The sequence below is a fragment of the Citrobacter sp. Cpo015 genome, from assembly GCF_030333035.1.
In the GTDB taxonomy this organism is placed as follows: Bacteria; Pseudomonadota; Gammaproteobacteria; order Enterobacterales; family Enterobacteriaceae; genus Citrobacter; species Citrobacter portucalensis.
This window is the reverse complement of the sequence record NZ_JAOWGS010000037.1, coordinates 476,650-502,206: the sequence shown is the minus strand read 5'-3', so window position 1 is coordinate 502,206 and position 25,557 is coordinate 476,650. Positions and strand designations below refer to the sequence as shown.

Sequence of the window (25,557 nt, the reverse complement as noted above, 5' to 3'; positions counted from 1 at the left end):
CTAAAAGAAAAACATTCCTGTGGGAGAAGTCTACCAGCTAGTCAGATTTATCCGAAACATTCTTTGTGCTTGTCGCCCTACCAAAAATTATATTCGGAATTTATTCACCCCTTTCATCTCCTTGCACTGCATAAAAAAGAACAATTCCATAACATATTATTTACATTATGGAATTGTTCGATCACCGCGATAGCAATATTCGTCTTGTTACACAGATTTATTAATCTGTGCATTTATTACAGGCCCTATTGCCTCAAATGAGGCAGGGGAAATAATATCAACATGCGCGCAATCCTGGCGGTAAACATCCAGACTGGATATCCACGGCGACCAGCTGCGTTCAGGACTGACACCCGGTACTAACGTGCGCTCAGCAACGAACAGCGTAGCGTGACCTGCAAACGGCACGCTGTGTGCCGTGGTGAGCAGGCGAACCGCATCGGCATAGTTGCCTTCGATTGCGTTAAATAAAGCCTCTGACGCATTCCCCTGCTGCGCCGCCAGAAACGCTTCGCGTTCACGCTCGATCTCTGCCAGTACCGCTGGATCCAACCCATTAGCCTCTTTTTCTTGCCAGTTTTGCGTTTCTGGCGGCCAGGTATCCAACAGCCCGAGGAATGCAACCGTCTCTCCTCTGGCATGTAAGCGCGCGGCGATCCCCTGTGCCAGCGTGCCGCCCAGCGAATAACCTAATAAATAGTAAGGTCCGTGAGGCTGTTGACAGAGCAATGTTGCCAGGTGATGTTCGCATACCGCATCAAGATTTTCCGCCGTCTGCATAGGGCCATCCGGGCGCGGCGACTGAATACCTATAATCGACCACTGCGGGCTGAGATATCGCGATAGCACGCTAAACTGCCAGGCAAAACCCGACGCCGGATGGAAACAGAACAGCGTTGGGCCGTGACTTTCACGCAGCGGCAACAGTGCCTCAAATCCCATATGTTGCGACTGCTCATCATCAGTGCTCTCCAGTAGAGCACTCAGTTGTTCAACGGTAGAGGCCACCATAATCTGCCCCGGCGTCACCTGACGCTCAAAAACCCGGCTCAACTGTGCCGCCAGCTTCATCGCCAGCAACGAATGTCCGCCAAGCGCAAAGAAGTCTGCCGCCACGTCATTAACCTCGCAACCCAGCAAAGCCGCAAAAGACTGCGCGATGGTGGTTTCAGTCCCTGCTCGCGGTGCGCGCCCGGAAGTACGCGACGTCAACTGCGGCATCGGCAGCGCTTTACGATCCAGTTTACCGTTCGCGCTAAGCGGTAGCTCCGCCAGCTGCAACAAAACCGTCGGCACCATATGCGCAGGCAGTTTTTCACGCAGCTTTTCCCGCAACGCGGACGTATCCAGCGGTAAACCCGATTGTGACACCAGATACCCCACCAGTTGACGCGCATCGCCGCCTGTCGCCGCCGCCTGGTTGAATACGCAGGCGTGGGCAACGGCATGCTCGACATCAGGCAACTGCTGCATCACCCGGTCAATCTCGCCGAGCTCAATGCGTTGTCCGCGAATTTTAAGCTGGTCATCGCTGCGCCCGAGGTATTCCACCGCGCCATTTTCCAGCCAGCGAGCCACATCCCCGGTACGGTACATGCGTTCGCCAACGTTAAACGGATCGGCGATAAAGCGGCTTGCTGTCAGATCCGGACGGCCCAGATAACCTTGCGCCAGTTGGATCCCCGTCAGATATAAATCACCAGCCACGCCGAAAGGCACCGGGCGCATCATGGCATCCAGGATACGTAAACCGGTATTCCATACCGGATAGCCAATCGGCACGCTGTTGCCGGTTACAGCAGCAAGGTCTTCCCCCCAGGCCGGATACCAGCTCACATCAACCGCTGCTTCCGTTGGTCCGTACAAATTGTGCAGTGGCGCATGAGTTAACTGTTCCCACTCACGGCATAAATCTGCAGGCAAGGCTTCGCCGCTGCAAAATACCCGTTTCAGCGAGGCACAACTCTCCCGCGCGGTTTCCGGCGTCAGTGAAGCGACAAAAGCGGCCAACATAGAGGGAACAAAGTGCGTGGTCGTCACCCCATATTGGGCAAAGAACTGCTGCATCGCCAGCGGATCGCGGTGCGCCTCAGGCTCTGCCATTACCAGCTTTGCCCCGGCAATAAACGGCCAGAAAAACTCCCATACCGAGACGTCAAAACTGCACGGTGTTTTCTGCGCCACCACATCATCCGCGGTCAGCGGATAGTGATTTTGCATCCACAGCAGACGGTTAACGATGGCGGTTTGCCCAACCATCACCCCTTTTGGTCTACCGGTAGAACCGGAAGTAAAAATGATATAGGCAGTATGATTGGGCTGAGATAGCGCCAGCGGAGCAGCATCTTCTGCTGGCAGGGGCGAGTCATAGCACAGACTTTCCAGCCCAGGAATATCGCTAAAGCGCGCCAGTTGCTCATTGGTCGCGATCAACAATTTTGGCTTCGCGTCTTCGAGCATCATCCGCAGGCGATCGTCCGGGTATCCGGTATCCAACGGCAGCCAGGCTGCACCGGCTTCAACGATACCGTGCAGCGCCAGCGTCAGGAACACGGAACGCGGTAATGCCACGGCGACGCTGTCGCCAGGCTTGACGCCGCGTGCACGCAAAAGGCTCGCCAGCGCCACGACCTGCTGGCGCATTTCGCGATAGCTAAACTGATAGCGGGCATCGGCCAACGCCGGGGCATCCGGCGTTTTATCGGCCTGCTGTACCACCAGCGCGCTCAGCGTAGTGGACGGGATCTCCACGGTGGTGTGATTAATCTTCGCCAGCCGCTCATGTTCTGTTGGCAACAGCATCCCGGCGTCGCCGCAGCATAGCGCCGGATTGTCGGCAAACTGCTCGATAAGCCCGATTAAACGCGAGGCATGCTGCGTCAGCGTTTCTGCATCGTAGCGCTGTTTATTGGCCAGAATTTCAATACTCAGCCCACCGTTTTCATCCGGGAATAACGCCAGTTCAAGATCGTTCACCGGCCCTGTCGCCAACGTGTGGGTTTGCGCCTGAACGCCGGGAATATTCAGCTGATAGTCGAATATTTTCACGTTCAGCACCGGGCCAAACAGCGGCTCGGCACCTGCTGCACGCCCGCTGTCGCGAACGATTTGTTCGGCATCATAACGTTGATGCCGACGCATTTTCTTCAACTGTCCGGCCAGTCGTTGTGCAAGCGCAGGCAAGCTTTCTGCCGCATCCAGCCTCACACCAAATGGCAGTACGTTTAAAACCGGTCCAGTGGAGGTCAACGCCGCCGACCCCATGCGCCGCATAAAGATAAACCCGGCGGCATAATCCATTCGGCTGCATAAACGTCCCAGCCACAATGCCACCAGCGCGAGGGCCAGATCCGCACGCTGAACGTCAGGCATACGTGCCGCAAGCCGACGAAACGCCCCTTCAGGCGCGGTTAACTTCATACGAATAATATCCGCGCTGGCCGATCGTCCCGGCAACGGATTGTTCGACAGCGAAGCAGGAGGCGGGAGTTGCTTTCGCTGCTCGCTCCAGAAAGCGCCGTCTCGTTGCCAGGCATCGCTTTGACGGTACTGTTGATACTCTTCCACCACCTCGGCGAACGGCGTAAAAGGCGAGTCTGGCGTAGGCTCGCCGTGTAGCCATGCGCGATAAATTGCGGCTATCTGGCGGGTAATGGCCGGAAAACTGAAGCCATCGACCAGCAAATGATGGTAGCGCTGATACCAATACCAACGCTTTTCTCCCACCTGTATAAGCAGGTGAAAAACCAGCGGCTTATTGCCATCAGCACGTATGTCCTGCTGCAGGTCTGCCTGCATCAACGCACGCGCCGCCTCATGTGGATTGGATTTTGCGCGCAAGTCGATAATTTCAGGTTGCGCAAAGGCGAGCGCAGAATCCACCCATTGCCAGACCTCACCGTTATCTTCGCTAAACCGCATCCGCAGGGTATCGGCCTGCTCCAGGCCCGCCACAACGGCTTTCGCCAGCAACGACGCGTCCAGTTCGCCAGTTAACTCTACGTAGTGCGCCACGCTCCACGCCGAGGGCAATGCGGAGAGTTTTTCCGCCATCCAGATCCCCGGCTGAGCCGCCACTAAAGGTAAACGCTGAGTCATGGAGCCTCCTGCACATCGACGTAGTTCGCGGTCGTAAGCGTGGTCCAGTTTGCTTCCAGCCATTGCTGGCAGGCTTCCTGGGATTGGGGTTCGCAAGCAATTTGCCAGCCAGCAGGAAGCGAGCACTGCTGCGGCCAAAGGCTAAACTGACGCTGGGGATTTTGCAGAATGTAAAACTGGCCCTGCGGATTATCGAAGGGGTTACTGAATTCCATACTCAACTCCTGTCGTGGAACATCGTCCGGTTAAATCGTGTCGGTAAGCGGTTGCCAGAGCGTCATTAGCCCTTGCATCAGACCGCCGCGCCAGCAAAGCGCATCGTGTCCGCCATCAACCTGACGCCAGAAAATAGACTGTGGTGCAGAAGGTAACTGGGCATATAACGCCTGATTAGCGCGATAAATAATGGGCTCGCGGATCCCCGCTTCCAGGACAATACGCAGCCCCTGAGCACTCACCTTCCCGCTTTTCAGTTGCTCGACGATCGCCCCGTCCTGATGACCACCGCGATGCGGCCACCAGTAAGAACCGGACTGGCTAAGCACACAGCCAAAGCGCGCGGGCCAGTTCAGCCCGGCATACAGCGCAGACAACCCGCCAAAACTTTGCCCAGCCACCACGGTGCGCTGCGGATCGTCACTAAACGCGGTCGTTGTCTTCACCAGTGGTAATAGCTCCTCCTGCACCGCCAACCAAAAATCCGCATTACACGGTAGCTCATGGCTGCGGTGAGCCGTATCAATGGCATCAATCAGGAGATAAACGGCAGAAGGAAGGTGTCCGCGATGCGTGAGTGAAGTCAACGCAGGCCAGACCGGCATACTCTGTGCCCAAAACTGTCCGTCCAGCAGGATAGCCAACGGACGCGTTTCGGGTTGAGCATCACCGGTGGTAAACACCCATACGCGACGCGTATTGCCGAGCCTGGCGCTATGCCATTGCAGGCACACTGCGGGGGATTTGGGGGGTTCAGGTTGATCCCATCCGGGCTGTACGGGTGCCTCCGGCATTTCCAGCGCAGACACCGCGTGGCCACGACCGCCCCGCCAGCTCTGCGGATTAAGGGGATCAGCAATGGCCTGTGGCAGCAATTGCCGCCAGCCTTCACGCAGCACGTTTCGGTCAGGCGCTTCGCCTGCCACAAGCGAGGAAAAGATATCGTTGCGCTCTGTTGGGATAAAACAGTAACTGCCACGCCAGTTGGCGCTGAGGGAAACACTCCAGCACCAAACATTTGTTCCATCAATGCGTCGCATCGACTGAGGGGTAGCATTTTGATGGTGGTCGGTGACGCCGGTGATATAAACCCAAACGTGATGAATGGCTGACTCTTTCTCCGTTCCCTGCGGATCACGCCACCAGAAGGTTACCCGATAATTTCCGTTGTCTTCACGCTCCCACTCCGGGCCTTTTTTTGACTGCCACCACGCCTCGCTTCCCATCTTTAACGTCGTCACAACCATAACCCCATGTTTATTGTGAAATTTTATGATCTAGCGTGAAATATATTGATAATATTATTGATAACTATTTGCATTTGCAATAGCGTATTGTCGCGCTGTGGGAAGCGCGTACAGTTTTTCACCACTTATAAACCGACCTGGCGCTGCGTACTTTTTCTGGAATGGATCGTTTACGCAGATGCGGGCGACATCAGGCCAAATGCCGCACCACGGCACATTGGTACTCGTGGCTAAAAGAACAGCAGGACATACAATGAACAACAAGATTCATTCACTGGCCTTATTGGTCAATTTAGGGATTTACGGGGTAGCCCTGCCAGCAATGGCAGAAGATCAAACCGATAGCGTCGCTGTCTCTCATGAAGACACCATCGTCGTTACCGCCGCCCAGCAGAACCTGCAGGCACCGGGCGTATCAACCATTACCGCTGATGAAATTCGTAAGAATCCTCCCGCTCGCGATGTGTCGGAAATCATCCGTACCATGCCTGGCGTTAACCTGACCGGTAACTCAACCAGCGGACAGCGCGGCAACAACCGTCAGATCGATATTCGCGGCATGGGGCCAGAAAACACCCTGATTTTGATCGACGGTAAACCGGTTACCAGCCGTAACTCCGTACGCCAGGGCTGGCGCGGCGAGCGTGATACCCGCGGCGATACCGCCTGGGTTGCTCCGGAAATGATTGAACGTATTGAAGTGCTGCGCGGTCCTGCCGCAGCACGCTATGGCAATGGCGCAGCTGGCGGTGTGGTGAACATCATCACCAAGAAAGGCGGCGATGAGTGGCATGGTTCCTGGAATACCTATTTCAACGCGCCGGAACACAAAGAGGAAGGTTCAACCAAGCGTACCAACTTTAGTCTGAATGGACCGCTGGGCGGAGATTTCAGCTTCCGCCTGAACGGTAACCTCGACAAAACCCAGGCCGATGCCTGGGACATTAACGACGGTCACCAGTCAGCACGTACAGGGTCATATGCCGATACGATGCCTGCGGGTCGTGAAGGGGTAAAAAACAAAGATATCAACGGCCTGCTGCGTTGGGATTTTGCCCCAATGCAATCGCTGGAGTTTGAAGCTGGCTACAGCCGTCAGGGCAACCTGTATGCGGGTGACACTCAAAACACCAACAACGATAACAAAACTAACGGGCTGGTAAAAAAATACTACGGTAAAGAAACCAACCGTATGTACCGCCAGAACTATGCGCTGACGTGGAAGGGCGGCTGGGACAACGGCATTACCACCAGCAACTGGGCGCAATACGAACACACCCGTAACTCCCGTTTGGGTGAAGGTCTGGCAGGTGGCCTTGAAGGGTTATTTAACAGTAATCAATTTACCGACACTGACCTGGCGGATGTCACCCTGCACAGCGAAATTAGCATTCCATTCGACCTGTTAGTTAACCAGAACCTGACGCTCGGTACCGAATGGAACCAGCAGCGAATGAAAGACATGAGTTCCAATACCCAGACCTTTATGGGCGGGAACATACCTGGTGCCAGCAGCACCGATCGTAGCCCATATTCACAGGCTGAAATTTTCTCCCTGTTTGCTGAAAATAACATGGAGCTGACCGACAGCACCATGTTGACGCCGGGTCTGCGCTTCGACCACCACAGCGTCGTTGGCGACAACTGGAGCCCGTCCCTGAACCTGTCCCAAGGTCTGGGCGACGACTTTACGCTGAAAATGGGTATCGCACGGGCCTATAAAGCACCTAGCCTGTACCAGACTAACCCGAACTATATTCTGTACAGCAAAGGCCAGGGCTGCTATGCCACCGGATCTGCGACGGGCATTGGTTGCTACATGATGGGCAACGATGACCTGAAGGCCGAAACCAGTATCAACAAAGAGATTGGTCTGGAGTTCAAACGTGACGGTTGGCTGGCCGGCGTAACCTGGTTCCGCAACGATTACCGTAACAAGATCGAAGCGGGGACTGTACCGCTAAGCAGAACGTCAATTACCCAGAAAAACCCGACTACGGGTAAAGAAACAACAACCTACACCGATATCTATCAGTGGGAAAACGTACCTAAAGCTGTGGTGGAAGGCCTGGAAGGGACGTTGAACGTACCGGTTAGCGAAACCGTTACCTGGACCAACAACATCACTTACATGCTGCAAAGTAAGAATAAAGAGACCGGCGAACGCTTGTCGATTATTCCTGAATACACGCTGAACTCAACGCTGAGCTGGCAGGCGCGTGAAGATTTGTCGCTGCAATCCACCTTTACCTGGTACGGCAAACAACAGCCGAAGAAATATGATTACCAGGGTAAACCAGTAACCGGCAGTTCAGCCCAGGAAGTGAGTCCGTACAGCATCGTCGGCCTGAGCGCAACCTGGGATGTGACGAAAAACGTCAGCCTGACCGGCGGCGTGGATAACGTCTTCGACAAACGTCTGTGGCGTGAAGGTAATGCCCAAACCACCAGCGATATCAAAACTGGCGACTATATGGCGGGCGCTGGCGCGTACACCTATAACGAACCGGGTCGTACGTGGTATATGAGCGTTAACACCCACTTCTGATAGCGTTGTTCCCTCTCCTCGCGACGGGGAGAGGGAAACGATACACAACCATGCGTACAACACACACATCGCTTCCCTTCGCCGACCACGCGCTGCATTTTGTCGAGTTTGATCCCGCCAGCTGCCATGACCACGATCTGCTCTGGCTCCCCCACCACGCCCAGCTTCTGTCCAGCGGACGCAAGCGTAAAGCTGAACACTTAGCAGGGCGGATCGCCGCAGTACATGCATTACGTGAATACGGTATCAAAACTGTACCTGGCATCGGCGGGCAGCGACAACCGCTGTGGCCACAAAAGTTGTTTGGCAGCATCAGCCACAGTGCATCAACTGCGCTGGCGGTAGTATCGACGCATCCCGTTGGGCTGGATATAGAAGCTATTTTTACGCAACAAACCGCAGTTGAGCTGGCTGACGGTATTATCGATAACCACGAACGACCGATTTTGCATCATTCTGAATTGCCCTTTCCACTCGCCTTAACTCTGGCATTCAGCGCCAAGGAGAGCCTGTATAAGGCGTTTTCCACTCAGGCATCCGGGTTACCAGGTTTCACCAGCGCAAAAATTACCGCACTCACGAATCAGCAATTAACATTGCAAATCATGCCATCATTTTCGCCTAACCTCGCCAATCAGGCAATTAACGTACATTGGTTTCAACGCGATAAAAACATCATTACCCTGTGTGCACCCACGCTTTCAGGATCGTGATCCTTTTCTCCTTTTAAGAAATTAGCTGCGCAAATCGTAGACAGTTCGATTATCTCGACTTATCGTTAACTTGAATAATAAATCATATTTGAATAAATATTCAAAGTGGAGAAAGAGATGAACAAGACCCTGATTAAATCCGTATTACTGGCCTCGATCCTTACCGCATCGGGTTCGCTGTATGCTGCCGACAACGGACTGATTGCGATTATCACCCCTTCACACGACAACCCGTTCTTTAAAGCCGAAGCCGACGGCGCGGTCGCCAAAGCGAAAGAGCTGGGATATACCACGCTGGTCGCCTCTCATGATGATGATGTCAATAAACAAAACCAACTGATTGAGACCGCCATAGCCCGAAAAGCGAAAGCCATCATTCTCGATAACGCGGGCGCCGATGCCACCGTTGGTCCACTGGAAAAAGCCAAAGCGGCGGGCGTGCCTGCATTCCTCATCGATCGTGAAATTAATAAGACCGGCATCGCAGTCGCGCAAATCGTGTCGAACAACTACCAGGGCGCGCAGCTCGGCGCAGAGAAATTCGCCAAACTACTGGATGGAAAAGGCAAGTACGTTGAGCTGTTGGGACGCCAGTCCGACACCAACGCACATGTGCGCTCACAGGGGTATCACGATGTGCTCGACGACTATCCGGATATGAAAATGGTCGCCCAGCAAACGGCGAACTGGAGCCAAACTGAAGCGTTTACCCGTATGGAAGCTATTTTACAAACCAACCCTGATATCGTCGGCGTCATTTCCGGCAACGACACCATGGCGCTGGGCGCAGAAGCTGCCCTGAAGGCTGCTGGGAAAAACAATGTCATCGTGGTGGGTTTTGACGGCAGCGACTACACCCGAGATTCCATCATCAACAAGAGCAACATTAAAGCGACCGTCCTTCAGCCCGGCTGGCAGCAGGCACAAATGGCGGTTGAGCAGGCTGATTACTACCTGAAAAACGGCAAAGCGCAGAAAGAAGAAAAACAGCTCATGGATTGCGTGCTGATTGATGAAACCAATGCCAGCAAGCTGAGTAAATTCAACCTGAGCCACTAAGCGGAGGCACTATGTCGTTAACACAATGGGGTGCTGCACTGGTTGGGTGCGCCACCCTGTTGCTGACGGCCTGCACGGTAGTTGACCTCGACGAAAACGGCAACCCCATCATCCCGGCCGACCCACAGGCCAAAGCCAGTTTCGACAATCAAACACCCGAGCAGATCGCGCAACAAACCTGGCAATCCCGCGTCCTGGATGCGGCAAAGCAACACGCTCTGGATGCGTCAGCGCTGAGCGCACGCCTGAAGACGCCCTCACCTACCGCCGAGAGCGTATTTGTGCGCCTGACCAGTCAGATTGAGAACGTCGATACCACCAATGCGCGCGAGAAAAGCATTGTGATGAGGGTCAATGACGCCCCTGTCACCATCCAAATAGGCCCGGTGATGCGCGGCAATGCCATTCGCGATGCGAGTGGTTTTAAGTTTGAAGACTTCACTAACCAGGTTCAGTTTGCCCAGCTTTCCCGGGCGTATAACCGCGAAGCGGTAAAACACTTGCCCGCAGTGGACGAAAGCTGGCAAGGGAAGCGTGCCACGGTACTGTTCGCCGTAACGCTGAATGCAGGAAAAGCGGAAAACGCGGCAGCGTTAGCGCTGGAACAGGAGGCACACTGATGAATAATTCCTCAGCAGAGGACATCATCCTGCGCACACATGCCATCTCAATGCTATTTCCCGGCACGATTGCGCTGGACAGCGTGGATTATCAGGTGTGGCGCGGTAAGGTCAACGTGATTATTGGCGAAAACGGTGCGGGGAAATCCACGCTGATGAAGATCCTCGCCGGTGTTCAGCAGCCCAGCAGCGGCGAGATGACGCTCAATGGCAACCCTGTTCGCTTCGCCAATACCCGGGACGCCGCGGCGCACGGGATTGGTATGGTGCATCAGGAACTTAACCTGTTTGAGAATCTCACCGTCGCGGAAAATATTTTCCTTGGCCGGGAGATCCAAAAAGGCATGACCCCCATTGATGAGGCCGAACAGGAGAAGCGTACTGCGGAGCTGCTAACCCGACTCGATCAGCCCATTTCACCCCGCGATCTGGTCGGCAATCTCAAAGTTGGACAGCAACAGCTGGTTGAAATCGCCAAAGCGTTGGCGGAGGACGCTGACATTCTAATCCTCGACGAACCCACCTCGGCGCTGAGTAAAACCGAAGTCGAGATCCTGTTTCGCGTGATTCGCGAACTGACTCGCCAGGGCGTTTCGATAATCTACATCTCTCATCGACTCGAAGAATTGATGGCGATTGGCGATGTGATCACCATTTTACGCGATGGCAAATTCCAGGCCGAAGCCAGAGTTAGCGATATCGATGTGCCGTGGATTGTGCGTGAAATGCTGGGCAGCGACCCGGTGAGTAATTTTCTTGAGCCAGGTCGCACGTTCGGCGCGCCGGTTCTCGAAGCGGAACATATTACCTGCGTCAATGCCGCTGGCAATGCGGTGGTCAACGACGTCACCTTTAACGTCCACGCGGGCGAAATTGTCGGTATCTATGGACTGATGGGGGCCGGAAGAACCGAATTGTTCGAGTGCTTGCTGGGTACTGAGCGCAACTACCTCGGTAAACTGTGGCTCGACAGCAAGCCAGTTCCACAGCGCTTAACCACCGCCGACCGCATTCGTATGGGAATGAGTCTGGTACCGGAAGATCGCAAGCGCACAGGCATTTTTCCCATTTCTTCGGTTGCCAGCAATCTGACTATTGCCAGCCTGTGGCGTCGCCTGCAGCGCGGTTTTGCCATCGCCCGCAAAGATGAGGAGGCCGTCGTCGCCAGCACAATTGGTAATCTGTCGATCAAAGTGTCCTCACCGGATGTTGAAATCCAGGCTCTGAGCGGGGGTAACCAGCAGAAAGTGGTGATTGGCCGCTCCCTACTTACCAATCCCAAAATTCTGTTCCTTGATGAGCCCACACGCGGCATTGACGTTGGCGCGAAGGCCGATGTGTTTCGTATGATGGTACAGCTCTCACAACAGGGTATTGCCGTTGTCTTCTCCACCTCGGATTTAAAAGAAATTATGGCGGTATCTGACCGCATTCTGGTGATGTCTGGCGGCAAGCTCACGGCCGATATTATTCGCGATCGTGCCGAAGAATCGGCGCTGGTCACCGCAAGTGCTCAGGGGTTCTGACATGAAAACACTACAATCTGCCGTCGTCGCACCGCGAGCCGGTGTCACCTTCTCGCGGGAAAATATCCTGCTGCTGATCCTGAAATTACGTACCTTTATTGCGCTGTTTCTGATCGTCGGATTTTTTGCCTTCACCGTCCCCGGTTTCCTCTCTGGCGGCAGCATGGTCATTATGATCAAGCACATCGCCATTAACGCGTTTCTGGCGCTGGGAATCACCTTCGTCATTATTACTGCCGGCATTGATCTCTCGATTGGCGCTACGCTTGGGCTGTGCGGCATGATTGCCGGATGGCTGATCACCAAAGGCATTGTATTACCCATGTTTGGCATCGCTATCTTCCCCAGCGTCTGGGTGATTGTACCTGTCGTACTGCTGATTGGCGGATTGATTGGCGCAGCAAATGGCTGGATTATTACGCGCTATAACGTCGCACCTTTTATTTGTACGCTGGGCACCATGTACGTATTGCGCGGCGCGGCGATGCTGACCTCTGACGGACAAACATTCCCCGGGCTTTCCGGCAATCCACAGTTGGGTAACACCGGTTTTGATGAAATTGGCGCGGGAACTCTGTTTGGTATTCCGTGGGCCATCTGGATGATGATTGTGCTAGCGCTGGTTATTGCCTACGTTGCCCGCCGTCTGCCCTTTGGCCGCCACGTGTACGCTATCGGCGATAACGAACGCGCTGCTGAACTGTCCGGGGTAAAAGTGAGGCAGGTAAAAATCTGGGTGTACACCCTGTCCGGACTATGCGCTGCAATTGCCGGAATAGTTGTTTCAGCACAACTTTCCGCCAGTCATCCGGCCAATGGTACAGCATTTGAGATGAACGCCATTGCCGCCGTTGTACTTGGTGGTACGTCGCTGGCCGGTGGTCGAGGCACCATCTTAGGCACGTTGATTGGCGCTTTCGTTATCGGTTTTCTGGCCGATGGTCTGGTGATGATGGGCGTCAGCGAATTCTGGCAAATGGTGATTAAGGGCATCGTGATTATTGTCGCGGTCATTATCGACCAGATGCAAAACCGGATGCAGCAAAAAGCCGCAGTGGTTGCGCAAAAGGCGGCGCTGGAAAGTCAGTAGCCCTGAAATTACGCCTGATGGCGCTGCGCTTATCAGGCGTAGGTCGTGTATGACATATGGGCCTGATAATGCACCGCCATCCGGCAGTGGGGAAATTTTATTTCATGACGGCTTCAGCCTGCCCTGCCGAAACCTTATCATCCAGTTTAAACATCATCAGCAACCCCAAACTAATGGCATGGAAAATGGCAGGAATCCCGGCAATTAAGAACATAATCGCCGTCATCGTTTCCGATGACACCGCCTCACCCGCTTTGTAACCGCTAAGGGAGAGCACTAGCCCAACCATCCCACCCGCCAGTGCCAGACCAACCTTCATCGAAAAGAGCGTACCGGCAGCGACAGCCCCAGACATTCTGACGCCGGATTTGTCTTCACAATAGTCGGCACAATCAGAAGGCAGCGCCCAGGCAGTAATCGAGCCAAGTTCAGCCATCAATACCGACAGCACCAGTAGAACACATGCCAGTGAGATTTGTTCAGGGTTAACGAAATAGAGACATAATGCCGCCACGCCACCGCCCAGTTGCGCCACCTTCAGCGTACCTAATTTCGAGAGCTTGTTGCGCTTAATCAGTTGAATAGCAATCATCGGCGCAATGATCCCCGCAATCGCTGTGGCCGAAAGCAGACCAGAAACAAAGCCATCCCCACGATTCAGGAAATACTTCACAAAATAAATAGTCACACTGCCTTTAATTACAAAAGCAATGGAGCTGGTAATTTTGAACAGATAGAAAACAACCACCGGTTTCGCTTTCAGCATAATTCCCAGTTGTTTGGTAAACGGGACTTTATCGGTCTCCACGCTAACCTGATATCGCTCCTTTGTTCCCCAGAAACAGAGCAGCATAAACGCCGTGGCCAGCACGGCAATAAAGCTCATCGCCATCATGTAGGCGCGTGCTTCATCGGTTTTTCCATACCAGGCGACGAAAATCGGCACTACCATTGAGCAGATAAGAAAGGCCATCTTAGCCAGTGGGAAACGCCAGGAGTTGGCGCTTAAACGATCCATGGGATCGGCGGTGAGTGTCGTCAACAACGCCACATACGGCACTACCGTGGAGGCATACATCAGGATCAGAAATAGATAGGTAATCACTGCATAGACTAGCTTTCCAGTGGGTGAAAAGTCCGGCGCCAGAAAGACTAAAAAACAGGAAATACCGTAAGGGATCGCCAACCAGAGCAAAAAAGGACGATACGAGCCGTGCTTTGTCCGCGTGCGATCGGAGATATTACCGATAAATGGATCATAGAAGGCATCAACCAGACGGGCAACAATAAACAATATCCCCATCGCCGCTGCCGAAATCCCTAAAACATCGGTATAAAAATAGGGCAAAAACATCATCGTCATCCCAAGAAAAATGTTCGCTGACGAATCACCTAACCCATAACAGATCTTCTCTTTGATACTCAATTTATGCTGTTGCTTCATGAGAAACCCTCTTTATGAATATATATTCATTATCGAATTACTATTCACGCAAAGGTTAAGCCCACGAATTTAGCGCTGGCAAGTGGTTAGTCGTGACATTGTTACCAGTATCACAATTAACCTCATTCTTTTGCTCCTAAGCGCGCCGTCATCTAGTGGCGAAATGTCATCTTATTAATAAACAAGACGTTTATGCTGGCTGGCCGTTTCTCTCGTCATTCAGATAACGCTTACTCCTTTCAGTCTCACAGTAAAAACCTCACAGTAATCAGCAGAAATGGCGGCGTTTTTGTGATCGCATGCTCATTTTTCGCCTTGACAGTGGAATGTTAACGGTAACCTCCCTTACTCTCATCGTGAATATAAAATCATAATGGAATATATATTCCAAAGGAGAAGTGCTATGAGCGAACAAAGTATTGCCCTGTGGGGGCGGTTTGAGTATCAGGTCACGGACGTTGACGATCCTCGCCATTTTACCGACACCGAGCTATCAGCCACCTTTACCTGCGGCGAAGAATCCCGCACGGTTTGGGGCTTTTACAACGGTAACGGTCAGTTCATACTGCGCTTTATGCCGGATATCCCCGGCGTCTGGCACTATCGCATCAGCTCAAATATTCCTTCGCAGTCCCCTGTCGAAGGAACGTTTACCTGCGTCCCTGAAACACAGTTAACCGGCCCGGTACAGCGTGATGGCGACGGGCACTTCCGCTATGCCAATGGCAACGCGTTTTATCCTTTTGGCACCACGGCCTACGTCTGGAATTACCAACCGGACGATATACAGCAACAAACGCTGGCATCGCTGGCGGCGAGTCCGTTCAATAAAATCCGCATGTGCGTATTTCCTAAACACTATCGCTACAATCTGCAGGAACCGATGCGCTTCCCCTTTCCGGGTACCCTCGACCAGGGATTTGATTTTACCCGCTTCGATACCACCTTTTTTGCCCAGTTGGAGAGTCAAATACAAAAGCTGGATGAACTGAATATTGAGGTGGATTTGATCCTCTTTCATCCGTACGACCGCTGGGGATTTTCCGCCATGTCGCAGGAGACCGATCGCCGCTATCTCCGCTACGTGGTGGCACGCCTCGCATCGTTTAAAAATATTTGGTGGTCGCTGGCCAATGAGTTCGACCTGCTGAAAGAAAAACCGATGTCTTTCTGGGATGCCGCCATAGCGCAAATCAAACGCGAGGATCCCTCTTCGCACATGATCTCCATTCATAACTGGCACAACCCGCCGATCCACTACCGCTCAAATGCGCACTGGTACGATCATCACAATCCCGCGCTCACCCACGCCAGCATCCAGCACCACGATATGCACTTTGTCCCGGAATGGCGGCAGACATTTGCCAAACCCATTGTCATTGACGAATGCTGCTATGAAGGCAATGTCGATCTCGGCTGGGGCAATATCACCGGAGAAAAAATGACTGCATTGTTCTGGCATGGCGTAATACTCGGCGGCTATGTCACTCACGGCGAAACATACCTGAATGAAGATGAGATTATTTGGTGGTCACATGGCGGCACGCTCAAAGGAACAAGCATCCCGCGCATCGCTTTTTTGCGCAACATCCTTGAGGAAGGACAAGCCAAACGCCTGACACCGCTCCCGTGGGGTAGCCACTGGGATACGTCGATGGGGATAAGCTGCGAGGGCAACTGGGGACTGTTCTATTTTGGCGATCATTGCCCTGCCTACAAGATGATGACTATGTTGCCGGAGAATACGACGTGGAAGGTCGATATCATTGATACCTGGGCCATGACGATCACGCCGGTTGCGGGGGTTATTCAACACGGTGACAAGCTGGATCTACCGGCTAAGCCATGGATTGCTCTACGCTTAATAAAACTCTGATAACTACAGCCAGCCCCAGGGGCTGGCGATAACTTGACTCACCGCGGCGTCACCCTTTGACCAGATTGCGCGCTGTCGGGTAGTCGGTGATCAGTACGTCGATATAATTCCCCTGCAGCGCGCCACGGATCGCATTCTGTTTTTCTACCCCGCCCGCCAGCGCTATCACATGGTTGCAGTCGCGGATCTGCGCCAGCTCCATGCCGATAACCGGGTCTTCCTCATGGCTGAGTACCGGATTGCCCGCCGCGTCGTAATAATGCAGACAGATATCCCCGACCGCGCCGCGTTCGGCCAGCAGTCGCAGCATCTCTTCGTTGTAATAGTTTCCTGAATTTTTCAGCAATTGAGAAGGTTCCAGCTCCCCGATGCCGACAATCGCCACATCCACTTCAGCAAATTTTTCGACGACCGCCGCCACGTCCGGGCTGTTAACCAGCCGAGAACGTTCTTCCACCGAATGCTCAATACTTTGCGAAGGCAACAGCCAGGCCGGGCAGCCGAGGTGTGCCGCCAGCTGTTGCGTCAGAATCGTGGCCTGCACGTTGCCGTTTGGCCCCACGCCACCCAGTAATTGGATCACGCCTGCCGCCCGGATATTTTGCGGGTGCATTTCATCAACCATGCAGCGAATGGTACTACTCCAGGAGGAAATACCGACCAGGTCTTCGGCACGCAGACGAGTTTCAACGTAATGTGCCGCCGCACTGCCAATGGCATGCTTAATTTGCGTACTACTGGGGCTGTCGCCAACATCCACGACAATCGCCTGGCGCAGACCAAACCGCTCTTCAATGGCTTTTTCCAGCTCGACAAAGATATTAGTCGGCTGTACGACGGTGATTTTCACCAGCCCTTCTTTCTGACAACGCGTCAAGGCACGGGAGACAAAGGACTGCGACAAATGCAGCAGCGTGGCGATTTCAGACTGTTTTTTATTTTCGGCGTAGTAAAGTGTGGCAATCTTAACCAGCAACCGCTGTTCATCCTGCTTTGACATAACATTCCCCCTGGTAAACTGCCTGTTATTTTTATTCATACCTGAATAGATAACAAGTCGTCTGCGCCTTTCCGGTTATCGCGTTAGTGTGATCCTTTTCTCTTTTCGCCAAAATTTGCTGCTATAAGGCGTAGACAAACCCTCAGACAAGGCATATCTTTAATCATGAATAATAAATCAGTAGTGAATATTTATTCTAACCGATAACGACCAACTGTTTTAGCTGCATATTACGCAGTGGATAGCGAGACAGTTGCACTACTGCACCCACATGGAATATTTATTCACTAAGGATTAAACATTCAAGAGGTGTCTTATGAATCCGTTTTCGCTCTCAATACCAGAGCTAGTCAAGAAAGCACGTGCGGTACGTCGTCGCATTATCGTGTTGAATGCAGAAAGCCCGGCGGGGGGACATACCGGCGCTGACCTGTCGCAGGTCGAACTGCTGACAGCACTCTATTTTCGCATCCTGAATTGCTCACCAGAGCTTATAGCAAGCGATGAGCGCGACATCTACATCCAGTCGAAAGGTCATGCAGTGGGCGGTTACTACTGCGTGCTGGCTGAGGCTGGTTTTATTCCCGTGGACTGGCTGGCGACCTATCAGCACGCCGATTCACACCTGCCGGGCCATCCGGTGAAACACAAAACGCCAGGGATCGAACTGAATACCGGAGCGCTCGGTCACGGTCTGCCGGTCGCCGTGGGCATTGCGCTGGCAGCTAAACGTAACAACAGCAAGCGCCGGGTGTTTGTCGTTACCGGTGATGGTGAACTGGCAGAAGGAAGCAACTGGGAAGCCGCACTGGTCGCCGCCCACTACAAGCTGGATAACCTGATTATCATCAACGACAAAAATAACCTCCAACTTGCCGGCGCAACCAAAGAGATCATGAACACCGATCCACTGGATGAGAAATGGCGCGCCTTCGGTATGCAGGTCACAGAGTGCCGCGGTAATGATATGAGTGATGTGGTGCGCACGCTGGAAGGGTTAACCCCGGAAGGTAAACCGCACGTCGTCATTGCCCACACCACCAAAGGGGCCGGGATCTCCTTTATTCAAGGCCGCCCGGAATGGCACCACCGCGTGCCAAAAGGGGAAGAAGTTGAACTGGCGCTGGAGGAACTGAAAGATGCGTAATAGTGAACACCTCGCCACCGTGATGGTGAATACCTTAATTGCCGCGGTCGAGCGCGGAATGGACGTTGTACCCGTCGTTGCTGACTCAACGTCTACGGCGAAAATCGCCCCGTTTATGAAGGAATTTCCCGGTCGTCTGGTCAACGTGGGTATCGCCGAACAGACGCTGGTTGGCGCCGCCGCCGGCCTGGCGCTGGGGGGCAAAATCGCTGTCACATGTAATGCCGCTCCGTTCCTTATTTCGCGGGCCAATGAGCAAATCAAAGTCGACATTTGCTACAACAACACCAACGTGAAGCTGATCGGCCTGAACGCGGGCGCCAGCTACGGCCCCCTCGCCAGCACACATCACAGTATTGATGACATTTCCGTTCTGCGCGGTTTTGGCAATATTGAAATTTACGCCCCGTCCTGCCCAGTGGAATGCCGGCAGATTATCGACTATGCCTTAAGCCACGTCGGCCCGGTTTATGTTCGCCTCGACGGAAAAGCCTTACCGGAACTACACGACGAAAATTACCAGTTCACTCCGGGTAATATCGATATTCTGCGGAAAGGAAAAGATGTCGCTCTGGTCGCGATGGGCTCAACCGTCCATGAAATTGTCGAGGCTGCCACAGTGCTGGAACAGGCGGGTATTGATGCAAGCGTAATCAGTGTACCGTCAATTCGTCCCTGCAATACCCAACAACTGTTGGCGGCATTAGCCCACTGCAAGGCCGTGGTCAGTGTGGAAGAACATAACATTAATGGCGGCGTGGGAAGCCTGGTGGCCGAGGTACTGGCAGAAGCTGGCTGTGCCATTCCGCTGCGCCGACTCGGCATTGGCGATGGTCAATATGCCATCGCGGCCGATCGCGCGGCAACGCGTGCCCGCCACGAAATTGACGCCGCTGGCGTCGTGAAAAACGCCGCCGCGCTGTTGCAGCACCACACGATAAAACAATAACAACAGAACACTTACTGGAGAAAGCGATGTCACGAATTCCTCAACAGTTGACCATGGCGGTGATTATTGGCAATCGGGGATTTTTCCCAAGCTATCTGGTTGCTGAAGCCCGCGAACAAGCCAGCGTGCTCTTTGCGCGACTGGGCATTAAAACCATTATGCTCGACGATACGCAAACGGAACTCGGTGGGGTAGAAACCCGCCAGGATGCGAAAGTGTGCGCCGAACTTTTCCGCGCTCACCGCGACGACATTCACGGCGTGGTCGTGCTGTTGCCGAACTTTGGCGATGAAAAAGCAATAGCGGAAACGCTGCGCCTGTCTGGCCTGAATGTCCCGGTACTGGTTCAGGCGCAGGAAGATAACCTTGATAAAATGGGGCTTGCCACCCGCCGTGACAGCTTCTGTGGAAAAATCTCCCTGTGCAATAACCTGCGTCAGTACGGCATTCCATTTACGCTCACCACCCAGCATGTCTGCGATCTGGCCGGTGAGGTTTTTGCTCAGGATCTGAAACGTTTCGAACAGATTTGCCGTGTTGTCAGCAGTATGCGTGGCGTACGCGTCGGCGCTATCGGTGCTCGCCCGGCTGGATTCAATACCGTTCGCTACAGCGAAAAATTACTCGAAAGACTGGGTATCGCCGTTGAAACGCTGGATCTGTCTGAAGTCTTTACCCGCATCAAATGTCTGCGCGATGACGATATCCGTGTGGATGAAAAACGTCGTCTGCTGCTGGATAACGCCGATGCCAGCGCCATTCCCGCCGACAAACTCGTCACAATGGCAAAACTGTTTGTCGTCATCAGCGAATGGGTCATCGCTAACGATATAGATACCACTGCGATCCAGTGCTGGACTTCGCTGCAGGAAAATTTAGGCATCAACGTATGCTCAATCATGAGCGTGATGTCCGGGCAGTTAATGCCCAGCGCATGCGAAGTGGATGTGATGGGCGCGCTGTCAATGTACGCCCTCGCCAGCAGTAATTTAAGCCCGGCTTCCATTGCCGACTGGAATAACAATTTCGGCGACGATCGTGATAAATGTGTGCTTTTTCACTGCGGAAACTTTGCATCAGCCAGTCTGGAGAGCCCCAAAATGGGTACAGCGGACATCATCGGTACCACCGTTGGGAAAGAGAACACCTGCGGTGCAGTACATGGACGCATGAAAAGCGGCACACTGACCTATTTCCGCCTGAGCACCGACGATTTAACCGGTGAAATCAAAGCGTACGTCGGAGAAGGCCAATCGGTAGACGATCCGCTGGATACGGTTGGCTGTCGTGCAGTAATCCAGGTGCCGCATCTGGAGAATTTACTGGCGTGGATCTGTCGTAACGGTTTTGAACATCACGTGGCAATGAACCATTCCGCCAGCGCCGAGGTGCTGCATGAAGCCTTCACCCGCTATCTCGGGGTGGATACGTTGTTCCATCGCTAATACTCAGGGAAACAGAGAGGCTGGAGAAAACGATGTCAGCAACGAAAGACATTATTATTGCGCTTGATGAAGGCACCACCAATGCCAAAGCCGTTGCGCTGGACGGTCGGGGAAATGTGGTCGCGAAGTTCTCCCGCGCGCTGGCGATCCACACGCCTCGCGAAGGCTGGGTTGAACAGTCCGGCGACGCGCTGCTGGAGGCCTCTCTGGCTGTAATGGCGCAAGCAGTTGCCGCCGTAGGTACGCAGCGGGTGGCGGCGCTGGCGATCAGTAATCAGCGAGAAACGGCAATCGGCTGGTATCGCGCAAGCGGGCGTCCGCTCGGCCCCGCCATTACCTGGCAATGCTCGCGCACGGCTGACTTTTGCCGGGCGTTGCGCGAGCAAGGTCATGAGGCGAAAATAAAATCCATCACCGGATTGCCCGTCGCCCCGCTCTTTTCCGCCTCTAAAATGCGCTGGCTTCTGGAGTCCGTCCCCAACGGCATGGCGCTCGCGCAGCAAGGCGAAATTTGCCTCGGCACTATCGATAGCTGGTTACTGTGGAATCTTACTGGCGGTGCGGCGTTTCGTTGTGACGCCTCCAACGCTTCGCGCACGCAGTTGCTCAATCTACATAGCGGCCAATGGGATAGCGAGATGCTGGCGCTGTTTGGTATCCCGCAACAGGCGCTGCCAGAAGTTTGCCCTTCCAGTCATCATTTTGGCGTGACGAAAGGCCTGGCGACCATCCCCGATGGGATCCCCATTCTGGCGATGATTGGCGATTCTCATGCCGCGCTCTTTGCCCACGGGTTAGGTGCTGAAGGTTGTGTTAAAGCGACCTATGGCACCGGCTCATCGGTGATGGCTCCGGTATCTTCAACGCAGTCTGCGGTGAATGCGCTGGCAACAACTATTGCCTGGCATGATGGCGATACCCGGGTCTATGGTCTGGAAGGCAATATTCCCCATACCGGCGATGCTGTGGCCTGGATGGCCGACAGTACCGGCTTAAGCGAACTGCCGGAGGAGCAACTGTTACATGAACTCAATACTCTGCCCGCCACGGTCGACTCGACGCTGGGCGTCTATTTTGTTCCGGCACTTACCGGGCTGGGCGCACCCTGGTGGGATGAAAGCGCCCGGGGGTTAATTCATGGCCTCAGCCGCGGCGTGAAACGCGCGCATCTGGTGCGCGCCGCGCTGGAGTCTATTACCTATCAAATTGCCGATGTGGTGCAAGCGATGCACCAGCACAGCGGTTTCAGCCTCAGCGCGCTGATGGTTGATGGCGGGCCGACAAAAAATGATTGGCTGATGCAGTACCAGTCCGATCTGCTGGGTTGCCCGGTTATGCGCAGCGACATTCCCGAGCTTTCAGCCATTGGCGCCGGGCTGCTGGCACGCAAGGCGCTGCTCGGTACAGAAACCGCTCAGCTACGCCATTTTTTGCCCGACCACATATCATTTCAGCCAAACGCAGAGCGTCACGGTCGATTGCAAAAACGCTGGCACGAGTGGCAAAGCGCCGTTGAGCGTACGCGCTGGCAAACACCTTAGCGAATCAGCAATCATGATAAATCCGCCCGCAGCCACGACTGAGTGCGGGCGCTAATCGCGAACAAACTCACCAATCGCCAGATAGGTGGCTTTAGCTTCCTGCTGGACTTTGTCCTCCAGCATCAGATAAGCATGCGTCATCCCAGGAAAGTGAACATGCTGAACGGGTATCCTCTCAGCTTGCAGTCTGGCGACAAAAGCAAAATCTTCATCCCGCAACGGATCCAGCCCACCACTGACTACCAGAGTGGGTGGAAAATCCTGGCTCAACGGCAGGTAAAGCGGAGACGTCTGTTTACGATCTTCTTCATTGCGGAAATATTGCTGAAAATACCAGCGTATTTTGCTTTCATCCAGTAGCTTTCCGGTACCGTTCTCCTGCACCGACGGCCAGTTCAGCGTGTAGTCCAGGCTCGGATAAATCAGCACCAGGCGATGAATAAATCCTGGCTGCTCGCGGGAAAAGTAGGCCGCCAGCGTCGCGCTAAATGCGCCGCCACCGCTGTCGCCGATAAGCGTGAGTTGGCGAGTGTAAGGAATATGCTGACTGTCGAGCAGCGACCAGACGTTTTCTATTACGGCTTTAGCATCGGAAAGACCAGCCGGATACGGGTTTTCTGGCGCAAGTCGATAATCAACCGACACAACGATATTTCCTGTCGCCATCGCCAGATGACGGGCAACCGGGTCATACACTTCCACCGAACCGCTCAGATGCCCACCGCCATGGATAAACACCACCACCTTCGGCTCTCCGGTCAGTGCCGGTCGATAAATCCGTACCGGGATGCGACGCTCTCCGGTATCCACTTCCGTATTGATAATCGCCGCCATCGGTTCTGAGGTGGACACATTTGCTTTTGTCAGTGCTGCTAACCCTGCTCTTGAGCTGAGCGTGTCGTAGCAAAGGTTGGGATTGCGAGGTTGTGCTGCGAGTAAATCAGCCAGAAGCGCGGGCGGTGTTTGCGTCAGCGAGCCATGTTCCTGTTGCCAGCGCTGTTGATAACCTTGCTGTTGCGTCTGCACAGTCTCAACGTTGGCAGTCTCACAGGAAAAGCACTCTGCCATCGACTGGCGTTGCCGTCCGTTTTCATCAAAGTTCTCTGCGGCCAACCAGCGCTGTAACACGGTGTCACACTGGGGCCATTCGCTATCAATCATTGATAACCAGTCGCTGTCGCGATTACGCCCCTTGCGCACAATCTTCTGGCGAAAGCGACCTTCGAAGATAAACCCAAGGCGTTCCGCTGCCCGTCGAGAAGCGGTGTTCAGAGAATCGCATTTCCACTCCACGCGACGATAGCCCAACGCAAATGCCTGGCGTAACAGCAGCCAGATGCTTTCGGTGCCGAGAACCGTATTTTTCATACGCGGTGACCAGGTCACATGACCAATTTCGACCGAACCGTGCTCTCGTTCAATCGCCATAAAGCACACCAGTCCGACAGCTCGTCCTGAACGCTGTTCAATGACGGCATAGGGAACCAGAGAGGCATCAGTAACTTTCCCCTGCACCCAGCAAACTGCGGCCTCGACGCTTGTGGGGCGAGAGCTTGCAAGCCAGGTCCAGTCGCGATCGTCCGGCGCCTGCGCGTAGGCATCAAACAGATCGGCGGCATGGCTGTCGGCATCCAGGGGAACCAGTCGACAATATTGCCCTATCAGCGTTTCCCGTGGCAGTACGGCAGCGCCATTCCAGTCCGGCACGACATCGCCGACGGTCTGCCCATAAAGATTTATTTCCGGCACGATTCAACCCCAGTAGCGAAGTAAAAAATAGTTATAACACTGGCCATTACACCTTCAAAGCGTCGCAAGGGTGATTTTGACGACGAACAGAAAATCAGCAGTCCTTCTATACTGATTAAAAATCAACGCGGAAGAGAGCCTTATGCCACTACCTGATTTTCATGTTTCCGACCCTTTTACGTTAGGCATTGAACTGGAAATGCAGGTGGTCAATCCGCCAGGTTACGACCTGAGTCAGGATTCTTCCCGGCTGATTGATGCCGTAAAACCGCAGCTCACCGCCGGAGAAGTGAAGCACGATATCACCGAAAGTATGCTGGAGATGGCGACCGGAGTTTGCCGAAATATCGACCAGGCTGATGCTGAATTGTCCGCTATGCAGCAGATAATTATGCGAGTTGCTGCAGAGCATCACCTCGCCATTTGTGGCGGTGGCACACATCCATTTCAAAAATGGCAACGTCAGGAAGTCTGCGATGACGAACGCTATCGGCGCAACCTGGAAAATTTTGGCTATCTTATCCAGCAAGCGACGGTGTTTGGCCAGCATGTGCATATCGGCTGCGCAAACGGCGATGATGCCATTTACCTGCTACACGGCCTGTCGCGATTTGTTCCCCATTTTATTGCGCTCTCGGCCGCCTCACCTTATATGCAGACGTCTGACACGCGGTTTGCCTGCGCGCGCCTGAATATTTTCTCCGGATTTCCCGATAATGGCCCGATGCCATGGGTGAATAACTGGCAGGAATTCGAGGGGCTATTCCGTCGACTGGCTTACACCAGCATGATTGATAGTATTAAAGATTTACACTGGGATATCCGCCCCAGCCCGCACTTTGGCACGGTAGAGGTTCGGGTCATGGATACGCCGCTGACCCTTGATCATGCGGTCAATATGGCAGGACTTATTCAGGCTACCGCCCACTGGTTACTCACCAAACGTCCATTCAAGCACCAGGAGCGTGATTACCTGTTGTATAAATTCAATCGTTTTCAGGCCTGTCGCTTTGGTATGGCGGGAATCGTCACCGACATCAATACCGGCGACGGCTGCCGCCTGTCAGAAGACACATTGCGACTCCTGGAGAATATCGCTACTTCTGCAGATAAAGTAGGCGCAACCAGCGCGATTGAAGCTATACATCTGCAGGTTAAAAATGGTCATGATGAAGCACAAAACATGCGGGACTTTGTCGCCGAAGGCGGGTCACTGAGTGGCCTGGTGAAAAAACATTGTGAGATTTGGGCGGGGTTGTAAGCGTGGGTATTTGCGTTACCCGCTGAGA

General features: G+C 53.8%; 17 protein-coding genes and 2 pseudogenes. 12 read left to right on the top strand and 7 right to left on the bottom strand.

Annotated elements, in window-relative coordinates; genetic code table 11:
* Positions 1-207 precede the first annotated feature (207 nt).
* The 3 genes from entF to fes are packed head-to-tail and all read right to left on the bottom strand — an operon-like array spanning position 208 to position 5,561.
* Positions 208-4,098 (bottom strand): enterobactin non-ribosomal peptide synthetase EntF, encoded by a 3,891-nt coding sequence (gene entF / locus OGY67_RS18055; RefSeq protein ID WP_234692188.1) that lies wholly within the window; start codon positions 4,096-4,098, stop codon positions 208-210.
* Positions 4,095-4,313 carry an MbtH family protein gene (locus OGY67_RS18050; protein WP_032941816.1) on the bottom strand — a complete coding sequence of 73 codons (219 nt, stop codon included), beginning with the start codon at positions 4,311-4,313 and terminating at the stop codon, positions 4,095-4,097. The genes entF and OGY67_RS18050 overlap by 4 nt, the downstream gene beginning before the upstream one ends.
* A gap of 30 nt (positions 4,314-4,343) precedes the next feature.
* The gene (gene fes / locus OGY67_RS18045) at positions 4,344-5,561 is read right to left on the bottom strand and encodes an enterochelin esterase (RefSeq protein WP_286574338.1); all 1,218 of its coding nucleotides are present in this window, start codon (positions 5,559-5,561) and stop codon (positions 4,344-4,346) included.
* Positions 5,562-5,814: 253 nt separating this feature from the next.
* Between fes and OGY67_RS18040 the strand changes: the two genes are divergently transcribed.
* The 6 genes from OGY67_RS18040 (at position 5,815) to OGY67_RS18015 (ending at position 13,117) form a co-directional block, all read left to right on the top strand.
* Positions 5,815-8,109, top strand: a complete 2,295-nt coding sequence (locus tag OGY67_RS18040) for a TonB-dependent siderophore receptor (protein WP_286574337.1) — start codon at positions 5,815-5,817, stop codon at positions 8,107-8,109.
* 50 nt (positions 8,110-8,159) lie between these two features.
* Positions 8,160-8,822, top strand: a complete 663-nt coding sequence (gene entD / locus OGY67_RS18035) for an enterobactin synthase subunit EntD (protein WP_032942649.1) — start codon at positions 8,160-8,162, stop codon at positions 8,820-8,822.
* 117 nt (positions 8,823-8,939) lie between these two features.
* Positions 8,940-9,881, top strand: coding sequence for a D-ribose ABC transporter substrate-binding protein (locus OGY67_RS18030; protein ID WP_032942648.1), 942 nt, complete (start codon positions 8,940-8,942; stop codon positions 9,879-9,881).
* Positions 9,882-9,892: 11 nt separating this feature from the next.
* A complete protein-coding gene (locus OGY67_RS18025) occupies positions 9,893-10,501 on the top strand; it encodes a DUF2291 family protein (RefSeq protein ID WP_032942646.1) in 609 nt (202 codons plus the stop codon).
* Positions 10,501-12,027, top strand: a complete 1,527-nt coding sequence (locus OGY67_RS18020) for a sugar ABC transporter ATP-binding protein (RefSeq protein ID WP_234692191.1) — start codon at positions 10,501-10,503, stop codon at positions 12,025-12,027. Before OGY67_RS18025 ends, OGY67_RS18020 begins: the two co-directional genes overlap by 1 nt.
* 1 nt (position 12,028) lies before the next feature.
* Entirely contained in the window at positions 12,029-13,117 is a 1,089-nt protein-coding gene (locus tag OGY67_RS18015) for an ABC transporter permease (RefSeq protein ID WP_234692192.1), read from the top strand.
* A gap of 97 nt (positions 13,118-13,214) precedes the next feature.
* Here OGY67_RS18015 and OGY67_RS18010 read toward each other — a convergent pair whose 3' ends face one another.
* A complete protein-coding gene (locus tag OGY67_RS18010) occupies positions 13,215-14,561 on the bottom strand; it encodes a glycoside-pentoside-hexuronide (GPH):cation symporter (RefSeq protein ID WP_063940731.1) in 1,347 nt (448 codons plus the stop codon).
* Positions 14,562-14,964: 403 nt separating this feature from the next.
* Here OGY67_RS18010 and OGY67_RS18005 point away from each other — a divergent pair, with 403 nt between their 5' ends.
* On the top strand, positions 14,965-16,437 hold the full coding sequence (locus tag OGY67_RS18005; RefSeq protein ID WP_174770587.1) for an apiosidase-like domain-containing protein: 1,473 nt from the start codon (positions 14,965-14,967) through the stop codon (positions 16,435-16,437).
* A 49-nt stretch (positions 16,438-16,486) separates the two neighbouring features.
* On the opposite strand, the gene OGY67_RS18000 is transcribed toward OGY67_RS18005, so the two are convergent.
* Complete coding sequence (locus OGY67_RS18000; protein WP_079934804.1) at positions 16,487-17,437, bottom strand: sugar-binding transcriptional regulator; 951 nt, start codon at positions 17,435-17,437, stop codon at positions 16,487-16,489.
* Between the two features lie 316 nt (positions 17,438-17,753).
* Between OGY67_RS18000 and OGY67_RS17995 the strand changes: the two genes are divergently transcribed.
* The 4 genes from OGY67_RS17995 to OGY67_RS17980 are packed head-to-tail and all read left to right on the top strand — an operon-like array spanning position 17,754 to position 22,519.
* Positions 17,754-18,584, top strand: coding sequence for a transketolase (locus tag OGY67_RS17995; RefSeq protein ID WP_032942640.1), 831 nt, complete (start codon positions 17,754-17,756; stop codon positions 18,582-18,584).
* Positions 18,577-19,533 carry a transketolase family protein gene (locus OGY67_RS17990; protein WP_191238773.1) on the top strand — a complete coding sequence of 319 codons (957 nt, stop codon included), beginning with the start codon at positions 18,577-18,579 and terminating at the stop codon, positions 19,531-19,533. The genes OGY67_RS17995 and OGY67_RS17990 overlap by 8 nt, the downstream gene beginning before the upstream one ends.
* A gap of 26 nt (positions 19,534-19,559) precedes the next feature.
* A complete protein-coding gene (locus OGY67_RS17985; protein WP_032942637.1) occupies positions 19,560-20,978 on the top strand; it encodes an L-fucose/L-arabinose isomerase family protein in 1,419 nt (472 codons plus the stop codon).
* A gap of 32 nt (positions 20,979-21,010) precedes the next feature.
* Positions 21,011-22,519, top strand: coding sequence for an FGGY family carbohydrate kinase (locus OGY67_RS17980; protein ID WP_048214730.1), 1,509 nt, complete (start codon positions 21,011-21,013; stop codon positions 22,517-22,519).
* A gap of 51 nt (positions 22,520-22,570) precedes the next feature.
* Here OGY67_RS17980 and OGY67_RS17975 read toward each other — a convergent pair.
* Positions 22,571-23,284 (bottom strand): annotated as a pseudogene (locus tag OGY67_RS17975) (alpha/beta hydrolase); the annotation flags it as partial.
* 294 nt (positions 23,285-23,578) lie between these two features.
* Positions 23,579-24,268, bottom strand: a pseudogene (locus OGY67_RS17970) (GNAT family N-acetyltransferase); the annotation flags it as partial.
* Positions 24,269-24,410: 142 nt separating this feature from the next.
* On the opposite strand from OGY67_RS17970, the gene OGY67_RS17965 reads away from it, so the two are divergent.
* Positions 24,411-25,529, top strand: a complete 1,119-nt coding sequence (locus tag OGY67_RS17965) for a YbdK family carboxylate-amine ligase (protein WP_286574336.1) — start codon at positions 24,411-24,413, stop codon at positions 25,527-25,529.
* Positions 25,530-25,557: the final 28 nt, after the last annotated feature.

What these genes read in the sequence shown, in the direction of transcription:
- OGY67_RS18005 (WP_174770587.1), top strand. Translation starts at nt 14,965, where the DNA reads ATGAGCGAACAAAGTATTGCCCTGTGGGGGCGGTTTGAGTATCAGGTC.
- OGY67_RS17980 (WP_048214730.1), top strand. Translation starts at nt 21,011, where the DNA reads ATGTCAGCAACGAAAGACATTATTATTGCGCTTGATGAAGGCACCACC.
- OGY67_RS17965 (WP_286574336.1), top strand. Translation starts at nt 24,411, where the DNA reads ATGCCACTACCTGATTTTCATGTTTCCGACCCTTTTACGTTAGGCATT.
- OGY67_RS18000 (WP_079934804.1), bottom strand. Translation starts at nt 17,437, where the DNA reads ATGTCAAAGCAGGATGAACAGCGGTTGCTGGTTAAGATTGCCACACTT.
- OGY67_RS18025 (WP_032942646.1), top strand. Translation starts at nt 9,893, where the DNA reads ATGTCGTTAACACAATGGGGTGCTGCACTGGTTGGGTGCGCCACCCTG.
- OGY67_RS17995 (WP_032942640.1), top strand. Translation starts at nt 17,754, where the DNA reads ATGAATCCGTTTTCGCTCTCAATACCAGAGCTAGTCAAGAAAGCACGT.
- OGY67_RS17990 (WP_191238773.1), top strand. Translation starts at nt 18,577, where the DNA reads ATGCGTAATAGTGAACACCTCGCCACCGTGATGGTGAATACCTTAATT.
- entD (WP_032942649.1), top strand. Translation starts at nt 8,160, where the DNA reads ATGCGTACAACACACACATCGCTTCCCTTCGCCGACCACGCGCTGCAT.
- fes (WP_286574338.1), bottom strand. Translation starts at nt 5,561, where the DNA reads ATGGTTGTGACGACGTTAAAGATGGGAAGCGAGGCGTGGTGGCAGTCA.
- OGY67_RS18030 (WP_032942648.1), top strand. Translation starts at nt 8,940, where the DNA reads ATGAACAAGACCCTGATTAAATCCGTATTACTGGCCTCGATCCTTACC.
- OGY67_RS18020 (WP_234692191.1), top strand. Translation starts at nt 10,501, where the DNA reads ATGAATAATTCCTCAGCAGAGGACATCATCCTGCGCACACATGCCATC.
- OGY67_RS17985 (WP_032942637.1), top strand. Translation starts at nt 19,560, where the DNA reads ATGTCACGAATTCCTCAACAGTTGACCATGGCGGTGATTATTGGCAAT.
- OGY67_RS18050 (WP_032941816.1), bottom strand. Translation starts at nt 4,313, where the DNA reads ATGGAATTCAGTAACCCCTTCGATAATCCGCAGGGCCAGTTTTACATT.
- OGY67_RS18040 (WP_286574337.1), top strand. Translation starts at nt 5,815, where the DNA reads ATGAACAACAAGATTCATTCACTGGCCTTATTGGTCAATTTAGGGATT.
- OGY67_RS18015 (WP_234692192.1), top strand. Translation starts at nt 12,029, where the DNA reads ATGAAAACACTACAATCTGCCGTCGTCGCACCGCGAGCCGGTGTCACC.
- OGY67_RS18010 (WP_063940731.1), bottom strand. Translation starts at nt 14,561, where the DNA reads ATGAAGCAACAGCATAAATTGAGTATCAAAGAGAAGATCTGTTATGGG.
- entF (WP_234692188.1), bottom strand. Translation starts at nt 4,098, where the DNA reads ATGACTCAGCGTTTACCTTTAGTGGCGGCTCAGCCGGGGATCTGGATG.